This is a genomic window from Pseudomonas trutticola BRTCR10, assembly GCF_056155105.1.
Genome location: NZ_CM149552.1, coordinates 6,213,683 through 6,230,801, shown reverse-complemented (window position 1 = coordinate 6,230,801; position 17,119 = coordinate 6,213,683). Strand labels below are relative to the sequence as shown.

Here is a 17,119-nt window from a genome sequence, read left to right as displayed (position 1 = left end):
CTGCAAACAATTAGCACAGACCTTCTGTGCCGTGCATCGCTGTCCTTGAAAAGTCCGGAATGCCTTACTGCGCCTCCACCGGCCACGGGCAATAGCAGCCGACCGCCAGGGTGTGTGTGGCATTCACCGGGCGATCATCCGTCAGCGCATTGAGGATCGGTTCGATAAAACTGTTACTGGAATTGCAGGTGAGGCCTTCGCTGTAGGGACCGAAGTACGCCAGTTTGCCGCTGCGATCCCAGATCGCCACGGCCGGGCTGGCGGGAATCTGCTCGGAGCCGGGCAACACTGTGATGGTTTTCAGGCTGCTCAGCGTGGCGGGCAACTGGCCGTGGCTGCCGGCTCTCTGCACGGCAAAAAACTCCACGCCTTTGCCGCTGAAGTGCTCGACCATTTCGGTCAGGTGCTGTTGATTGCCGACGTTGCACGGGCAGGCCGGGTCCCAGAAGTGGACGAGACGGATATTGCCGGGGCCGGCGAGGTTATCGGGAAGACGCAAAGGATCGCCGGAAAAAACCGCGGTGTGTTCGCTGAACGCCCGCAGGTAGCGCCCCTGAAACCAGTCATACGCGGCCCACAGCACGCCTGCACACACAAGCGTGAGCAGGCTGGCAAACAGTGCGGTGCGGTAGGGCGAACGCATGGTTTTCGATCCTCGAAGGCCGGCTAGCTTGCCATGCCTGACTCAACAGATGAATATCGCAGGCCGATAAAGTCTGTTTACCGTTCTGGAATTGCCTCATGCCTGCCACTTTCGACCCCGATCAAATCCGCGCCAGCCTCAAGCCTCTGGCCGAGTGGCAGGCGTTGTCCGAGGAGTCGAAAGCGTATCAACGGTTCTACCAGACCGACTTTCCCGAGCGTGATGTCTGGCGCGGCATGGGGCGGTTTGCCGTGGACGGTTACGAACTGGTCAGCCATTGCTGGTGGCCGGAGAAGGTCAAGGGCACGCTGTTTTTACTCCACGGTTTCTACGATCACACCGGGCTCTATCGGCATGTGATCGAGTGGGCGCTGGATCAGGATTTTGCCGTGATCGCCTGCGACTTGCCGGGGCACGGTCTGTCGAGCGGGCCGCGGGCGAGCATCCGCGACTTCTCTGAATATCAGGACGCGCTGCAAGCCTTATTCGTCGAAGCCAATTCGATTGCCCTGCCGCAACCCTGGCACCTGTGCGGGCAAAGTACCGGCGGCGCGATCGTGGTCGATCATGTGCTCAATCATGGCGAGAACAGTCCGGCGCAGGGACAGTTGATCTTGCTGTCGCCGCTGGTGCGGCCGCGGGCGTGGGGCTGGTCGCAGCTGAGTTATTACTTGCTGCGGCCGTTTGTGCGGGGCATCGCCCGACGTTTCAGCGAGAACTCCAACGATCCGGATTTCCTGCCGTTTCTGCTCGCCGATCCGTTGCAGCCCAAGCGTTTGCCGACGGCATGGGTCGGAGCCTTGTCGCGCTGGATCAACCGGGTGGAATACGCGAAAAAAAGTCCGCGGCGGCCGCTGATCATTCAGGGGCAGGCGGACATGACGGTCGACTGGCAGCACAATTTGCAGGTGTTGAAGTGGAAGTTTGATCGGCCGCAGATCTTGCTGCTGCCCGAGGCGCGGCATCATCTGGCCAATGAGACGGTGGAGATGCGCGAGGAGTATTTCGAGTTTCTGAGCAAGCGGATCAGGGGCAGGAATCTCTAGAGGATTCACTGGCCTCATCGCTGGCAAGCCAGCTCCCACAAGGATCTTCCGTGAGTTCAGAATGTGTGAGCGCCAAGGACCCTGTGGGAGCTGGCTTGCCAGCGATGACGGCCTGTCAGGCGATAGAGATCACTGGCTAAGGTTCGACGTATTCTGTCCCACCGCCAACCCCGCCCGAATCGCCGCCAGCGCCGCCTGGTAATAAGCCTTGCCCTCGGTCGATTCGGCAAACGTCGCGAACTCTTCCAGCTCTTCATCCGACAGGTCGCGATATACATAGAGCAGCGTGTTGTTCATGTCCGCGCCAATCTGCTCCATCAAGCGCTGACGTTGCCCATTCAACATGCCCTGCGCCTGACCGCCGCCGAGCAGTCCCGGGATCATCGAACTCAAACTGTCCGCGGCCACGCCGGCAATCGCCAGACTGACTTCGGCGCCAGCCTCGCGGGCAGGCAGCGCCTGGGCGAGGTGGCCGATGATCAGCAGGCGGCTGTCGCTGGCCGGCATCTTCGGCAGGCCCTTGGCATTTTTTGCCAGCTGATCGCGGCGGGTCGCCAGTAATTCAGCGGCAACGATTTTCTTGCCCAACGGCGATTGAAAGAAAGACAGCGCCGGTTTCGGATCGGCGAGCTTCTGCCGCAATTGAGCTTCGGCGCGCTGGTCCATGGCCTGTGGCGCAAAACGCTGATTGCTGTTGTTCACCAGCGCTTGAAACACGGCGGGCGGCAGGCTGTTTTGATAGCGCTGCTGCGCGGCACTCAGGGCGTCATTGAAATGCGCACGTTGATCTGGCCAGCCGGCGACCTTGTACAACTGATCGTGGCCGTCCGCCCAGGCGGGCAAAGCACAGAACATCAACAGTGAAAAAAGCAAACGGCGCATAGGGACTCCTGTCAGCAGCGGACTATTCTCCGTGCGGTGCCGGTACTTGTCGAGAATTCGTATCCAGCCGCCGCGTGGCTCTGTCGGATTTCTTGCCGCCGACATACTATGCGCGCCATGCAAATATCCTCTGAACACCCGCTGCTGTTACGTATCGTCGACGACCTGGCCGAACACGGCTGGTCGCAGCAGAACATTTTCCTGCCCGCGGGTTTGACCCGCGAGCTGGCGGCCGAGTGCCGCAAACGTGAGGCCGAGGGTGAACTGGCGCCGGCGGCTGTTGGCCGTGGGCCGTTTTCAGAGATTCGCGAGGGTATTCGCGGCGACCATATCCAATGGATCGACCCGGGGCAGGCCGAGGCCAGCGACCGATATCTGAACCTGATGGACAGTCTGCGCGAGGCACTCAACCGGGGCTTGTTCCTCGGTCTTGAAGACTTTGAATGCCATTTCGCCCTGTACCCGCCGGGTGCGTTTTATCGCAGGCATGTCGACCGTTTTCGCGATGATGACAAGCGCATGGTTTCGGTGGTGGTCTACCTCAATGATGCCTGGCTGCCGGAGGATGGTGGCCAGTTGCGCATGTATCTGCACGGCGACCGCGTGCACGATGTGCAGCCAACCGGCGGTTGTCTGGTGGTGTTTCTCTCCGGCGAAGTACCGCATGAAGTGCTGCCGGCGAATCGCGAGCGCTTGTCGCTGACCGGTTGGTTCCGCCGCCGTGGCAACGAGCCGTTCTGATCATGCAGAAGATTCTGGTCAGCCGCTGCCTGTTGGGCCACCGCGTGCGCTACGACGGCGGGGCCAGCGGGCCGTTTGATTTGCTCGAACAGTGGATAGCCGAAGGGCGTGTGGTGCCGTTGTGTCCGGAAGTGGCGGGCGGTTTGCCGACACCCCGAGCAGCGGCAGAGATTCCGGGCGGGCAGGGTAGTGAAGTGCTCGATGGCGTTGCTTCGGTGATCACTACCGAGGGCGAGGATGTCAGTGCGCAGTTTCTTGATGGTGCGCGGCAGGCACTAGAGTTGGTGCGCAAGCACGGTATTCGGGTGGCGGTGCTCAAGGCCAATAGCCCGTCGTGCGGCAATCTGCTGACGTATGACGGCACGTTCAGTGGAGTGAAAGTCAGCGGTGAAGGCGTGACTGCTGCGCTGCTCAAACGCCATGGCGTGCAGGTTTTCAGCGAACTTGAACTGCCGCAGGCTGCAACAGCCCTGACAAAACTCGACTAGCCATTCACCACAAAACACTGTGGGAGCTGGCTTGCCAGCGATGGCATTGGGTCAGCCACCATCATTGCTGACTGACCCACCGCTATCGCTGGCAAGCCAGCTCCCACAGGTTTTTTTGTTCACTTCAGGTTTTCAGTGGTCTGCGCTTTGAACCACTTCTCGGTCAGCGCCGCCAGGCGCCCATCCGCTTTGATCCGCTGCATCGCGCTCGCAAGGCTGGCCTGAAACGCCGGATTGCCCTTCTGAAACGGAATCGCCAATTCCACCGGTGCCGTCGCTTTTGGCTTCTCTTCCGTCAACGCCTGCACCAGCACCATCGGCCGTGGTTGCTCATCGTTTTTCGCCAGCAACTGCGATTCAACCTTGCCGTATGGCTCGCTGAAGTCGAAACGATCCTTGAGTTCAGGTGTCAGTGCTATGTGGTTGAGCGCGACGTCGTACTTGCCGCTTTCAACGCCCTGGAGCAGATCGCCTTCGTCGGTGACGATGAAGTCGGCGCGTACATCCAGCTCGTTGGCCAGCAGTTGCCCCAGCTCGACCTCGAACCCCGTGAGTGTGTCGCCATCCTTGAAATTGAAGGGCGGTGTATTAGCCTCAATGGCGATGCGCAACTCGCCACGGTCGTTGACGTCATCAATCAGTTCGGCGTGAGCCAATGGGCTCAAAAGGGGTAGCAGGCAGATCAGGCCAGGCAGAAAACGCATGGTCACTCCTTTGAAATCATTATCGCGGCCTGTGTTTCTGGCGCGCTTTGCTATGGTTGTCGAGTGCCTTCGACAACGAATGGTCATGAAGTTGTCATGACCGTGCGGATTTTACGGAAAAACTGGAGAAGAAAATGAAAAGCTTTATGTCACGTGCGGCGATGGCCGGTGTGCTGATGGGTGTTTCGGTGCTGGCCAGTGCGGCGACTCCGGCTCCAAAGGGTGCTGAAGTGTTCATCGTTTCTCCCGAGGACGGGGCGACTGTTTCGCAAACCTTTACCGTCAAGTTCGGCGTCAAGGACGTCTCCCTCGCACCCGCTGGCGATGTCACCAAAAACTCCGGTCACCACCATTTGCTGATCGACGTCGACAAGCTGCCGGCAGCCGGTGCGCCGATTCCCAACGATGCCAACCACATGCACTTTGGCAAGGCCCAGACCCAGGCCGACGTCAAATTGGCCCCGGGCAAACACACTCTGCAACTGGAGTTGGGCGACAGCGGCCATATGCCGTTCGATCCACCGATCGTCTCGAAGAAGATCACCGTCAACGTGGAGTAACTTTTCCACAGGCATGAAAAAGGGAGCCCGAAGGCTCCCTTTTTTTGTCGCTCAGCGTTCGATCAGAACAGCACGCGGCTACGGATAGTACCGTTGACGTGTTGCAGCTTCTCTTGCGCCAGCTCCGAGTACTCGGCGTCGACGTCGATCACCACGTAACCGACTTTCTCGTTGGTCTGCAGGAACTGACCGGAGATGTTGATGCCGTTTTCGGCGAAGACCTTGTTGATCTCGCTCATCACACCCGGAATGTTCTCGTGGATGTGCAGCAGGCGGTGCTTGCCAGGGTGAGCCGGCAGGGCTACTTCCGGGAAGTTGACCGACGAAACGGAAGTACCGTTGTCGCTGTACTTGACCAGCTTCTCTGCCACTTCCAGACCGATGTTGGCTTGCGCTTCGGCGGTCGAGCCACCGATGTGCGGGGTCAGGATCACGTTGTCGAGGCCACGCAGCGGGCTTTCGAACTCTTCGTCGTTGGAGCGTGGCTCCACCGGGAATACGTCGATGGCCGCGCCGATCAGGTGCTTGTCCTTGATTGCGTCCGCCAGGGCGTCCAGCTCGACCACGGTGCCGCGCGCCGCGTTGATCAGGATGCCGCCCTTCTTGATGGCGCGGATTTCCTTCTCGCCGATCATCCACTGGGTCGCTGCGGTTTCCGGAACGTGCAGGGTGACGATGTCGGACATGCCCAGCAGCTCGTGCAGGTTGCCGACCTGCGTGGCGTTGCCCAGCGGCAGCTTGGTCACGGTGTCGTAGAAGAACACCTGCATCCCCAGGCCTTCCGCCAGTACCGACAGCTGCGTACCGATCGAGCCGTAGCCGACGATGCCCAGCTTCTTGCCACGGATCTCGAAGGAGTTGGCTGCGGATTTGATCCAGCCACCACGGTGGCAGGAAGCGTTTTTCTCAGGGATGCCGCGCAGCAGCAGGATCGCTTCGGCCAACACCAGCTCGGCAACGGAGCGAGTGTTGGAGTACGGCGCGTTGAACACGGCGATACCGCGCTCGCGGGCAGCACTCAGGTCAACCTGGTTGGTGCCGATGCAGAAACAGCCGACTGCCACCAGCTTCTTCGCGTGATCGAAGATTTCTTCGGTCAGTTGGGTGCGAGAACGAATGCCGATGAAGTGAGCGTCAGCGATCTTTTCCTTGAGCTGGGCTTCCGGCAAGGAACCTGTCAGGTATTCGATGCTGGTGTAGCCCGCCGCCTTGAGGACGTCGACAGCCGATTGGTGGACGCCTTCGAGAAGAAGGAACTTGATCTTGCTCTTATCGAGAGAAGTCTTGCTCATCTGCGTAAACCTGTATCCCGGAGAAAAATGGCAGGGAGGGGAGCAGCCTGGAGCTGACCCAAACGGCAGGAAAGCCGTTACCGCAGATCTGGCCTTGGGCACTGTCCTGCGGGGTCGGTATGCTAGCATAGCCGCCCCGCTAAACACTCATTCCTGCGACGTGAAGCGTTCTCAGGATGACCATGAATTGTTCGAGAGTTCTGTCGATGACCAATCCTGCCCTGATTGATGAACTGAAGACCCTGGTCGAGCCTGGCAAGGTCCTGACCGACGCCGACTCCCTGAACGCGTACGGCAAGGATTGGACCAAGCATTTCGCCCCGGCCCCAAGCGCCATCGTGTTCCCCAAGACCATCGAGCAGGTGCAGGCCGTTGTCCGTTGGGCCAACACGCACAAGGTCGCGCTGGTGCCATCGGGTGGGCGCACCGGGCTTTCCGCTGCTGCGGTGGCCGCGAATGGTGAAGTGGTGGTCTCGTTCGACTACATGAACCAGATTCTCGACGTGAACCTCACAGACCGCACCGCCGTGTGTCAGCCGGGTGTGGTCACCGAGCATTTGCAGAACGTCGCCGAAGAAAAAGGCCTGTATTATCCGGTCGACTTTGCTTCTGCAGGTTCCAGCCAGATTGGCGGCAACATCGGCACCAATGCCGGCGGAATCAAGGTGATTCGCTACGGTATGACCCGCAACTGGGTGGCCGGGATGAAAGTCGTCACCGGCAAGGGCGATGTGCTGGAGCTGAACAAAGACCTGATCAAGAACGCCACCGGTTATGACCTGCGGCAACTGTTCATCGGCGCTGAAGGCACCCTCGGTTTCGTCGTCGAAGCGACCATGCGTCTGGATCGTGCGCCGAAAAACCTCACCGCGATGGTCCTTGGCACTGCCGATTTCGACTCGATCATGCCGGTGCTGCACGCCTTCCAGGGCAAGCTCGACCTGACCGCGTTCGAATTCTTCTCCGACAAAGCCCTGGCCAAGGTCATGGGGCGCGGCGATGTGCCGGCGCCGTTCGAAACCGACTGCCCGTTCTATGCCTTGCTGGAATTTGAAGCGACCACCGAAGAAGTAGCCAACAGCGCACTGGAAACCTTCGAACACTGTGTCGAGCAGGGCTGGGTGCTGGACGGGGTGATGAGCCAGAGCGAAACCCAGTTGCAGAACCTGTGGAAGCTGCGCGAGTACATCTCCGAGACCATCTCGCACTGGACGCCGTACAAGAACGACATCTCGGTCACCGTTTCGAAAGTGCCGGCGTTCTTGCAGGAAATCGACGCAATCGTCGGCGAACACTACCCGGATTTCGAAATTGTCTGGTTCGGCCACATCGGCGACGGCAACCTGCACCTGAACATCCTCAAGCCGGAAAACCTGACCAAGGACGAGTTCTTCGCCAAGTGCGCCACCGTCAACAAGTGGGTGTTCGAAACCGTCGAGAAGTACAACGGCTCGATCTCTGCCGAGCACGGCGTGGGCATGACCAAGCGCGATTACTTGACCTACAGCCGTTCCCCGGTCGAAATCGAGTACATGAAAGCGGTGAAAGCGGTGTTCGACCCGAACGGCATCATGAACCCGGGCAAGATCTTCGCGGTTTGATCTGTAATTCTTGATGAATCAATGAAGGCAGGAGTCGGTAAATGAGCTATCAGCACCAGTATGTCGACGGCACGCGCATCCACTTCCCGATCGGGAAAGTTGTGTGCATTGGCCGTAATTACGCCGAACACGCCAAGGAACTGGACAACCCGGTGCCTACCGAGCCGTTGCTGTTCATCAAGCCGGGCAGTTGCGTGGTCGAGCTGGAAGGCGGTTTCAGCATTCCGACCGAGCGCGGCTCGGTGCACTACGAAGCGGAAATCGCCGTGTTGATCGGCAAGCCGCTGTCGACCAAACCGAGCCGTGAAGAAGTGCTCGATGCGATCTCCGGTTTCGCCCCGGCGCTGGATCTGACTTTGCGCGACAAGCAGGCTGAATTGAAAGCCAAGGGCCTGCCGTGGGAAATCGCCAAGTCGTTCGACGGCGCGGCGGTGCTTGCCCCGTTCGTGGTCGGCAGCACCTTCGCCGACCTGACCGACATCGGCATCCGCCTGACCATCAACGGCGAAGTCCGTCAGGACGGCAACAGCAGCGCGATGCTCAACCCGATCGTGCCGATGATCCAGCACATGGCCGGCTGCTTCTCGCTGCAGGCCGGTGACGTGATCCTCACTGGCACGCCGGTGGGTGTTGGTCCGCTGAATGTCGGCGATGACATCGTTCTGGAACTGGTCGGTGCGAGCAGCTTCACCAGCAGCGTGCGCTAACCGCCACACCGCAAATCTCTTGTGGGAGCCAGCCTTTGTGGTGAGGGGATTTATCCCCGATGGTCTGCGCAGCAGTTTCAGCTTTTGGGGCCGCTTCGCAGCCATCGGGGATAAATCCCCTCGCCACAAGAGTCGGTCTCATATCCAGATTTGTGATCCTTCCCGCAACGGTGCAGGGCAATCCCGCCATTTGCCGTTTTTTTCACATCTTGTACGGATAATTCCTCTCATTCTGGCGTCTTAGCCGGCTTCTTTATGCTATTACCCATAGCCTGAAATTTCGGAACGCGTCCATCGATGTCATCTCAACCTCAGCTCAAATCGCCACGCCGCTCACGATTCGCCTTGCGCTGGTATGCCTGGCTGCTGCTGGTGATTGCCGCGGCATACGGCCTGGCGTTCGCCATGCATTGGGATGACCGCGGGGTGTTGTGGGTGCTGGAGCGCTTCGAAAGCCAGGCCGAGCAGAAAGAAAGCATCTGGCTGCCGGACTATCGGGTGGTCATCGATGCCAAGCCGCTGACGGGCATGGACAAAGACGAGGCCTCCGACCTGTCCTATAACCCGCAGACCAAGACCCTGTTTTCGGTGATGGGCAAAAATCCGTTTCTCGCCGAGCTGAATCTGCAAGGCGATGTGCTGCGCAAGATGCCGCTGGTGGGTTGGAGCAATCCTGAAGGCCTGACCGTCATGGAAAACGGCTTGATGGCGATTGTCGATGAGCGCCAGCACCTGCTCTCGATCGTCAAAGTCGATGCCGACACCCGTGAACTGAACATCGCCAATTTCCCCAAATACGACCTCGGTCCGTCGAAAGACCAGAACAAGGCCTTCGAAGCGATCACCTGGGACCCGCGCAACCACGAGTTGCTGCTGGGTGAAGAACGCCCGCCGGCACTGTTCACCTGGAAAAGCGATGGCAGCCAGACTCTCAACGGCGACAAGCAGAAACTGGCCAGTGATGAGCTGGATATCCGCAATCTCTCTGCTCTGGCAATCGACCCGCGCACTGGCCACACACTGGTGCTGTCCGCCGATTCGCACCTGCTGCTGGAACTGGACGAGAAGGGCGAGCAGGTCAGCTTCATGACGCTGCTCGGCGGCTTCAACGGCCTGAAGAACACCATCCCCCGCGCCGAAGGCGTGACCATGGACGAGGCGGGGACGTTGTACATGGTCAGCGAACCCAACCTGTTCTATCGCTTCGAAAAAAAGCGATAACTGTCCTCGCGGCAATTTCAGACAAGTCTGATTGTCCTGACAGGCAAGTGGCCATTAAGCTTCAGTTCAGACGGGCGTGATATTTCATCCGCCTGTTTTGATCCCGAGCCCATCCACATGCGTCGACTTGCCCGCCCCAAACCTCTGATTGTCTTCCTGTCGGTGATTGCCCTGATCGCGTTGATTGCGATCGGTCAATACATGCGCCTGTTCGAGCGCGCCTGGTTTAACTTGCACACACTATGGCAACCGCAGAGTAGCGAGTCGATTGGGCTGGATCAGTATCGCGTGGAGATTGAGGCGCGGGTGATTGAAGGGCTGGACGACGATGTTTCGGCGCTGACCTTCGATCCGGTGCGCAAAAGCCTGTTCACCGTGACCAACAAGAATTCCGAGCTGGTCGAACTGTCGCTTGAAGGCAAGATCCTGCGGCGCATTGCCCTGATTGGTTTCGGCGATCCCGAAGCCGTCGAGTACATCAGCGCCGATACCTACGTGATCACTGATGAGCGTCAGCAGCGGCTGATCAAGATTCACTTGGAGGCAGGCACCACATTCCTCGACGCGGCGGACGCCGAGCAGATGACCCTCGGCGTGCATATGGCCAGCAACAAAGGTTTTGAAGGTCTGGCGTATGACTCGGTGGGCAAGCGCCTGTTTGTCGCGAAAGAGCGCAATCCGATGCTGATCTACGAAGTGCACGGCTTCCCGCACTTCAATCCGGAAAAATCCTACGCGGTGCACGTGATCAACAACCCCAAGCGTGACGCCGGGATGTTCGTGCGCGATCTGTCGAGCCTGCAATACGACGAGCGCAGCGGCCATTTATTGGCGCTGTCGGATGAATCGAGATTGATTCTGGAGCTGGATGTCGATGGACGTCCGTTGAGCACGATGTCCATCAGTGGCGGTCGGCAGGGTTTGAAGAAGACCGTACCGCAAGCCGAAGGCATTGCGATGGATGATGACGGGACGTTGTATCTGGTGAGTGAGCCGAACCTGTTTTACGTCTTCAAAAAACCGGCACAGCCCTGACCAACACCCCAAAACACTGTGGGAGCTGGCCCTGTGGTGAGGGGATTTATCCCCGATGGGTCGCGAAGCGGCCCCAGAAAAGGGGTCTGCTGCGCAGTCCATCGGGGATAAATCCCCTCACCACAAAGGCTCACTCCTACCGGGGAATTTCATCTGCCCATCAATTTCGGGCAGTCCGGCTTACTCAGCCTTGAGGGTTTTCACGCCTTCGCTGGTGCCCAGCAACAGCAGATCCGCCGGACGCGCCGCGAACAGACCGTTGGTGACCACGCCGACAATTGCATTGATCTGCGCTTCCAGCTCGACCGGGTTGGTGATCTGCAGATTGAACACGTCGAGGATGATGTTGCCGTTGTCGGTCAGCACGCCTTCGCGGTAGACCGGGTCGCCGCCCAGTTTCACCAGTTGGCGCGCGACGTGGCTGCGGGCCATCGGGATCACTTCGACCGGCAGCGGGAATTCGCCCAGCACCGGCACCAGTTTGCTGGCGTCGGCGATGCAGATGAAGGTCTTGGCCACGGCCGCCACGATCTTCTCGCGGGTCAGGGCCGCGCCACCGCCCTTGATCAGATTCAGGTGAGCGTCGCTTTCGTCGGCGCCGTCGACGTAGAACTCCAGGTCACTGACGGTGTTCAGCTCATACACTGGAATCCCGTGGCCCTTCAGGCGCGCGGCGGTGGCTTCGGAGCTGGCGACTGCGCCGTCGAACGCACCCTTGTGTTGCGCCAGGGCGTCGATGAAGCAGTTGGCAGTGGAGCCGGTGCCGACCCCGACGATGCTCTTGTCGTCGAGTTTCGGAAGGATGAAGTCGACGGCGGCCTGAGCCACTGCCTGTTTGAGTTGATCCTGGGTCATGCGGGCTCCGGAAGCGGGCGAGGGGAGAACGGAAAGGCCGGCATTATATCCCCATGCCCGGCGAAAACCTCCTGTGGTGAGGGGATTTAACGAAACGTCGCACCGCCCCGACCGGCGACGCAGTCGTCGTGAAACCTGAGGGTGCGGTATCACTTGATGACTGCTGGGGGAGTGCTTCGCACTCCATCGGGGATAAATCCCCTCGCCACAATGGGTTCTCGCTGGCTAAAACCACCTGTTTAGTGTGGTCGCCCGGGCAAAAGCCGGGTTAGACTCCTTGGCCCTGCCCAACCCGCTCAGTGATGCTTTCCGATGCTCGAACAGTACGTCAAAAAGATCCTCACCTCGCGCGTTTATGACGTTGCCGTAGAAACCCCGCTGCAGAACGCTCGCCAGCTCTCCGAGCGGCTGGGCAATGACATCTGGCTCAAGCGCGAAGACTTGCAGCCGGTGTTCTCGTTCAAGATTCGCGGCGCCTACAACAAGTTGACCCAACTGACTGAAGAAGAGCGCGCCCGTGGCGTGGTCACCGCGTCGGCGGGCAACCATGCGCAGGGTCTGGCCCTGGCGGCGAAAGTGCTGGGCGTAAAAGCCACCATCGTCATGCCCAAGACCACCCCCGAGATCAAAGTCGAAGGCGTGCGTTCGCGCGGCGGCAAAGTGGTGCTGCACGGCGACTCGTTCCCGGAAGCCCTGGCCTACTCGCTGAAACTGGTCGACGAAAAAGGCTACGTCTACATTCACCCGTACGACGATCCGCACACCATTGCCGGGCAGGGCACCGTGGCGATGGAAATTCTGCGTCAGCACCCGCAGCCACTGGATGCGATTTTCGTCCCGGTCGGTGGCGGCGGGCTGATCGCCGGCATCGCTGCGTACGTGAAATACCTGCGGCCGGACATCAAGGTCATCGGCGTCGAGCCGGACGACTCCAACTGCCTGCAAGCGGCCATGGCGGCGGGCGAGCGCGTGGTACTGCCGACCGTGGGCATCTTCGCCGACGGCGTCGCCGTGGCGCAGGTCGGTCAGCACACCTTCGACATCTGCAAGGACTACGTCGATGAGGTGATCACCGTCAACACCGACGAGATCTGCGCGGCAATCAAGGATATCTACGACGACACCCGCTCGATCACCGAACCTGCCGGCGCTTTGGGCGTGGCCGGGATCAAGAAATACGTCGAACAGCGCGGTGTCAGTGGCCAGACCTTCGTCGCCATCGACTCCGGGGCCAACGTCAACTTCGACCGCTTGCGCCACGTTGCCGAGCGCGCCGAGCTGGGTGAAGGCCGCGAAGCGATCATCGCCGTGACCATCCCCGAGAAGGCCGGCAGCTTCAAGGCCTTCTGCGAGGCCATCGGCAAGCGCCAGATCACCGAATTCAACTACCGCTACAACACCGGCAGCGAAGCGCACATCTTCGTCGGCGTGCAGACCCACCCGGAAAACGATCCGCGCAGCGCACTGCTGGCGAGCCTGACCGAGCAGGGTTTCCCGGTCCTCGACCTGACCGACAATGAACTGGCCAAGTTGCACATCCGCCACATGGTCGGCGGACGCGCGGCGCAGGTGGTCGATGAGGTGGTGTTTCGCTTCGAGTTCCCGGAGCGTCCGGGCGCGCTGTTCAACTTCCTCAACAAGCTTGGCGGGCGCTGGAATATCTCGATGTTCCATTACCGCAACCATGGAGCGGCGGATGGCCGGGTGGTCGCTGGTCTGCAAGTGCCGCATGACGAGCGTCATCTGGTACCGGCGGCGCTGGAAGAAATCGGCTACCCGTATTGGGATGAGAGTGAGAATCCGGCCTATCAGTTGTTTCTTGGCTAAACGGCTACGCTGAAGGGCACGTCCCAAGGAAGACAAAGTATGGAAACCCTGACCACTCTGAAAGTCCTGCATGTCGCCGCGACAGCCGTGTTGCTGGTCTGTGGTGTCGGCCTCGCGTACCTGACTTGGCGCAAGCGCAGCGAAGGGGCGGCCAGCACGTTGCGTCGCCCGTGGATTTTCGTCTGGTGCCTGATGCTGCTGTGCATGTTCAGCATGCCCTTCAGCGGCTGGTGGCTGGTGCACCTGGTGGGCTGGCCGCTGGGCCAGACCTGGATTCTGTTTTCTGGCGTGATCTACACCGTGGCGACGCTCGGCACCTTGTGGTTGCTGGCGCGCCTCAACCGCGTGCGGGTCGGTCAGGCCGGTAACTGGAAATTCACCCTGATTCTGGCCATTGTCAGCGCCGTCGGGTTTCTCGCGATTACCGGATTGATGGGCGCAAAACCGGTTTAAGCGACAAGGACTGTGATGAAAATTCTGCTGGTGGGCGGCACCGGGTTTGTCGGCCGCCACCTCCTGGGTGCGCTGTGCGCTGCGGGCCATTGCGTCATCGCCACCAGCCGCGAGCCGCAAGTGTCGGTATGGCCAGGTGTTGAATGGCGTCAGCTCGACCTCGCTGTGTTGGCGGTTGATCCCACGCATTTTGCTTTGCCTGACGATATCGACTTGCTGATCAATGCCGCCGGCCTGTTGAGCGTGGATGAGCAGGCGTTGCACCTGATTCAGGCTCGCGGTGCCCAGGCATTGTTCGATCTGGCCGCACGCCAGAGCGTTCGAGTTCTGCAGATTTCAGCGCTGGGTGCGGCGGCACAATCCGATGTGCCGTTTTTGGCGAGCAAAGGCCAGGCTGACGACTACCTGCTGAAGCTGGACACCGTCGCGGTGGTGCTGCGCCCTTCGCTGGTGCTCGGCGCTGGCGGGACAAGCAGTCTCTGGCTCGCGGGGCTTTCGCCATGGCCATTGATTCCCCTGTTGGATCTCAAGGCTCGATCACAACCCGTCCATATCGATGACGTGGTGGGTGCGGTGCTGGCCCTTTTGCGGCAATGGCCCGCGCGGTCGCTGGTGTTGCCGTGTGTCGGGCCTGAGCCGATGACGCTGGCTCAGGTCATCGATTGTTTGCGCCGGGCGCAAGGTTGGATGCCGGGACGTTATGTGCAGGTTCCGCAACTATTGCTGCGCACCGGCAGTTGGCTGGGAGAGCGTTTCGGCTGGCGTGCATTGAATCGGCAAAGCGTAAAGCTGGCGCAGCGCGACAATCTCGCTGATCCCGACGTGCTGACGTCGATTTGCGGCTATCGAGCCGCTCCGCTACACACTCGCCTGCAAGATTGGCCGATCGTTGCCCAAAGTACCCAACGCGCATTGCGCCCGTTGATGCTGGTGGCAATGGCGCTGATCTGGCTGGGCACTGCTGCGGTGTGTCTGGGCCCCGGCTACCAATGGAGCCTGCGGATCATGGCCGAAACCGGCGTGCACGGCGCCTGGGCGCAGGTCGCGGTGATCGGTGGAGCCATCTTCGATGGTGTATTGGGCGTCGCCATGCTGTTCAGTCGTTGGCGCCGGCAAGCGTTTCGCCTGCAATTGGGGCTGATGCTCGCCTACACCGTCTACATAACCCTGGTGTTGCCCCACTACTGGTTTGATCCTTACGCGGCCGTCGGCAAAAATCTGGTGCTGATGGTGGCTACTTTATGGCTTCTCTGGACTGAACCTCGCCGATGAGCGCTTATCTGCTGCTGAAAACCCTGCATATTCTGTCGTCGACGATTCTCTTCGGGCTGGGTGCCGGCTCGGCTTATTACGCGCTCAGGGCATGGCGTTCCGGCAAGGTCGAAGTGATCGCCGTGACCTTCAAACATCTGGTGTTTGCCGATTGGGCGTTCACCACCACGACAGCAGTGTTTCAGCCGTTGAGTGGCCTGGGCTTGATGCACATGGCCGGTTGGCCACTGCAGCAGACCTGGCTGATGTGGAGCATTGGCCTGTATGTCCTGGCCGGAATTTGCTGGTTGCCGGTGGTCTGGTTGCAGATTCGCGTGCACAGGATGGCCGATCAGGCGCTGCTGCAAGGGACGCCGATGCCTGTAAAGGCCTCGACCTACATGCGCTGGTGGTTTGCCTTGGGGTGGCCGGCATTTCTGGCGTTTATGGCGATTTTCTACCTGATGGTGGCAAAACCCGCGTGAAGCGATGCCCACAGCGATGTGCAAAGCGCTGTGGGCAAGCGGATATCAGTCGCGCAGGCTGATTACCGGCCAGCCACGTTTCTCGGCTTCGGCGCGCAGATTCGGGTCCGGGTCGACAGCCACCGGGTTCGTCACTTGCTCCAGCAGCGGCAAATCATTCATCGAATCGCTATAGAAATAGCTGTCGTCGAGCGAATAGCCGGTCTCCTCCAGCCAGCGATTCAGGCGCGTCACCTTGCCCTCACGGAAGCACGGGATGTCAGTGCTGCGCCCGCTGTAGCGGCCATCAACCATTTCGCACTCGGTGGCGATCAGGGTTTCGACGCCCAAACGAACGGCAATCGGCGCGGTGACGAAGCGGTTGGTCGCCGTGATGATCACCAGTTTGTCGCCGGCATCGCGGTGCTTTTTCAGCAGCTCCAGTGCCTTGGGCAGCACGATCGGCTCGATGCAGTCACGCATGTAATCGTTATGCCACTGCTCAAGCACGGCCATTTCGGTTCGGCCGAGGATCTCCAGGCAGAAGTTCAGGTAGGCTGCGTTATCCAGTTTGCCGGCCAGGTAATCCTGATAGAACTCGTCGTTGCGCTGCTTGTACGCCACCGGGTCGAGGAAGCCGCGCTCACACAGATAGTCGCCCCAAGCGTGATCGCTGTCGCCGCCCAGAAGGGTGTTGTCCAAATCGAATAGAGCCAGGCGCATTGCAGTTACCCGCTGAAAAGTCAGTAAAAAGGCGACAAGAATACGGTCTTTTCACAAGAGTGCACATAAGGTAGGAACCTTCGTTGCCGCCTTATCAAGCTTTGTGGAACAATGCGGCGACATGCGTTTGCGAGGTTGTTGCCGTGATCGACCCCGATGGTTTCCGTCCCAATGTCGGGATCATTCTGACGAATGACGCCGGCCAGGTGCTATGGGCTCGCCGTATCAATCAAGATGCCTGGCAGTTTCCACAGGGGGGAATCAACCCCGAGGAGACGCCGGAGGACGCCTTGTACCGCGAGCTGAACGAAGAAGTTGGCCTGGAACGTGAAGATGTTGAAATACTCGCCTGTACTCGGGGCTGGTTGCGCTATCGTTTGCCGCAACGTCTGGTGCGTACCCACAGCCAACCGCTGTGCATCGGCCAGAAACAGAAATGGTTTCTCCTGCGCCTGATCTCCAACGAGCAGCGGGTGCGGATGGATTTGACCGGTAAACCGGAGTTCGATGGCTGGCGCTGGGTCAGCTATTGGTATCCGTTGGGCCAGGTGGTGACATTCAAGCGCGAGGTGTATCGCCGCGCCCTCAAAGAGCTTGCCCCGCGCCTTTTAGCGCGCGACTGACGA

Annotated in this window: 19 protein-coding genes; 13 read left to right on the top strand and 6 right to left on the bottom strand. The window is 59.8% G+C overall.

What is annotated here, in order from left to right; genetic code table 11:
* Positions 1–64 precede the first annotated feature (64 nt).
* Entirely contained in the window at positions 65–643 is a 579-nt protein-coding gene (locus ACVVH8_RS28355) for a DUF6436 domain-containing protein (protein WP_475227506.1), read from the bottom strand.
* A gap of 98 nt (positions 644–741) precedes the next feature.
* Here ACVVH8_RS28355 and bipL point away from each other — a divergent pair, with 98 nt between their 5' ends.
* Complete coding sequence (bipL, locus tag ACVVH8_RS28350) at positions 742–1,689, top strand: phospholipase BipL (protein WP_475227502.1); 948 nt, start codon at positions 742–744, stop codon at positions 1,687–1,689.
* 129 nt (positions 1,690–1,818) lie between these two features.
* On the opposite strand, the gene ACVVH8_RS28345 is transcribed toward bipL, so the two are convergent.
* Positions 1,819–2,571, bottom strand: a complete 753-nt coding sequence (locus ACVVH8_RS28345) for a DUF2059 domain-containing protein (protein WP_475227499.1) — start codon at positions 2,569–2,571, stop codon at positions 1,819–1,821.
* 108 nt (positions 2,572–2,679) lie between these two features.
* Between ACVVH8_RS28345 and ACVVH8_RS28340 the strand changes: the two genes are divergently transcribed.
* Both ACVVH8_RS28340 and ACVVH8_RS28335 read left to right on the top strand, forming a co-directional pair.
* Positions 2,680–3,312: a 2OG-Fe(II) oxygenase gene (locus ACVVH8_RS28340; protein ID WP_213026885.1), complete on the top strand. Its 633-nt coding sequence runs from the start codon at positions 2,680–2,682 to the stop codon at positions 3,310–3,312.
* 2 nt (positions 3,313–3,314) lie between these two features.
* A complete protein-coding gene (locus tag ACVVH8_RS28335) occupies positions 3,315–3,800 on the top strand; it encodes a 2-thiouracil desulfurase family protein (protein ID WP_213026884.1) in 486 nt (161 codons plus the stop codon).
* A 119-nt stretch (positions 3,801–3,919) separates the two neighbouring features.
* Here ACVVH8_RS28335 and ACVVH8_RS28330 read toward each other — a convergent pair whose 3' ends face one another.
* Positions 3,920–4,504 (bottom strand): transporter substrate-binding domain-containing protein, encoded by a 585-nt coding sequence (locus tag ACVVH8_RS28330; RefSeq protein ID WP_475227495.1) that lies wholly within the window; start codon positions 4,502–4,504, stop codon positions 3,920–3,922.
* Between the two features lie 134 nt (positions 4,505–4,638).
* Here ACVVH8_RS28330 and ACVVH8_RS28325 point away from each other — a divergent pair, with 134 nt between their 5' ends.
* Positions 4,639–5,064 carry a DUF4399 domain-containing protein gene (locus ACVVH8_RS28325; protein ID WP_103304365.1) on the top strand — a complete coding sequence of 142 codons (426 nt, stop codon included), beginning with the start codon at positions 4,639–4,641 and terminating at the stop codon, positions 5,062–5,064.
* A gap of 62 nt (positions 5,065–5,126) precedes the next feature.
* Here ACVVH8_RS28325 and serA read toward each other — a convergent pair whose 3' ends face one another.
* A complete protein-coding gene (gene serA / locus ACVVH8_RS28320; RefSeq protein WP_025112046.1) occupies positions 5,127–6,356 on the bottom strand; it encodes a phosphoglycerate dehydrogenase in 1,230 nt (409 codons plus the stop codon).
* Between the two features lie 206 nt (positions 6,357–6,562).
* Between serA and ACVVH8_RS28315 the strand changes: the two genes are divergently transcribed.
* The 4 genes from ACVVH8_RS28315 (at position 6,563) to ACVVH8_RS28300 (ending at position 10,920) form a co-directional block, all read left to right on the top strand.
* Positions 6,563–7,957: an FAD-binding oxidoreductase gene (locus tag ACVVH8_RS28315; RefSeq protein ID WP_475227492.1), complete on the top strand. Its 1,395-nt coding sequence runs from the start codon at positions 6,563–6,565 to the stop codon at positions 7,955–7,957.
* A gap of 41 nt (positions 7,958–7,998) precedes the next feature.
* Positions 7,999–8,664, top strand: a complete 666-nt coding sequence (locus ACVVH8_RS28310) for a fumarylacetoacetate hydrolase family protein (RefSeq protein ID WP_315445101.1) — start codon at positions 7,999–8,001, stop codon at positions 8,662–8,664.
* 297 nt (positions 8,665–8,961) lie between these two features.
* Positions 8,962–9,885, top strand: a complete 924-nt coding sequence (locus tag ACVVH8_RS28305; RefSeq protein ID WP_475227489.1) for an SdiA-regulated domain-containing protein — start codon at positions 8,962–8,964, stop codon at positions 9,883–9,885.
* A gap of 117 nt (positions 9,886–10,002) precedes the next feature.
* Complete coding sequence (locus ACVVH8_RS28300) at positions 10,003–10,920, top strand: SdiA-regulated domain-containing protein (RefSeq protein ID WP_475227487.1); 918 nt, start codon at positions 10,003–10,005, stop codon at positions 10,918–10,920.
* Positions 10,921–11,100: 180 nt separating this feature from the next.
* Here the strand turns inward: ACVVH8_RS28300 and rpiA are convergent, their stop codons facing one another.
* Positions 11,101–11,775 (bottom strand): ribose-5-phosphate isomerase RpiA, encoded by a 675-nt coding sequence (gene rpiA / locus ACVVH8_RS28295; RefSeq protein ID WP_007913886.1) that lies wholly within the window; start codon positions 11,773–11,775, stop codon positions 11,101–11,103.
* Positions 11,776–12,087: 312 nt separating this feature from the next.
* Between rpiA and ilvA the strand changes: the two genes are divergently transcribed.
* From ilvA to ACVVH8_RS28275, 4 genes are read left to right on the top strand one after another with little or no spacing between them, the layout of a single operon-like run.
* Positions 12,088–13,602, top strand: coding sequence for a threonine ammonia-lyase, biosynthetic (gene ilvA / locus ACVVH8_RS28290; RefSeq protein ID WP_475227485.1), 1,515 nt, complete (start codon positions 12,088–12,090; stop codon positions 13,600–13,602).
* 39 nt (positions 13,603–13,641) lie between these two features.
* Positions 13,642–14,055 (top strand): DUF2269 family protein, encoded by a 414-nt coding sequence (locus ACVVH8_RS28285; protein ID WP_475227482.1) that lies wholly within the window; start codon positions 13,642–13,644, stop codon positions 14,053–14,055.
* A 15-nt stretch (positions 14,056–14,070) separates the two neighbouring features.
* Positions 14,071–15,327: an SDR family oxidoreductase gene (locus ACVVH8_RS28280; protein WP_475227479.1), complete on the top strand. Its 1,257-nt coding sequence runs from the start codon at positions 14,071–14,073 to the stop codon at positions 15,325–15,327.
* Positions 15,324–15,791, top strand: coding sequence for a DUF2269 family protein (locus ACVVH8_RS28275; RefSeq protein ID WP_213026877.1), 468 nt, complete (start codon positions 15,324–15,326; stop codon positions 15,789–15,791). The genes ACVVH8_RS28280 and ACVVH8_RS28275 overlap by 4 nt, the downstream gene beginning before the upstream one ends.
* A gap of 45 nt (positions 15,792–15,836) precedes the next feature.
* On the opposite strand, the gene ACVVH8_RS28270 is transcribed toward ACVVH8_RS28275, so the two are convergent.
* Positions 15,837–16,493, bottom strand: a complete 657-nt coding sequence (locus tag ACVVH8_RS28270) for a histidinol-phosphatase (protein WP_475227476.1) — start codon at positions 16,491–16,493, stop codon at positions 15,837–15,839.
* A 143-nt stretch (positions 16,494–16,636) separates the two neighbouring features.
* Between ACVVH8_RS28270 and ACVVH8_RS28265 the strand changes: the two genes are divergently transcribed.
* Complete coding sequence (locus ACVVH8_RS28265) at positions 16,637–17,116, top strand: RNA pyrophosphohydrolase (RefSeq protein WP_003229203.1); 480 nt, start codon at positions 16,637–16,639, stop codon at positions 17,114–17,116.
* The last annotated feature ends 3 nt before the right edge of the window (positions 17,117–17,119 follow it).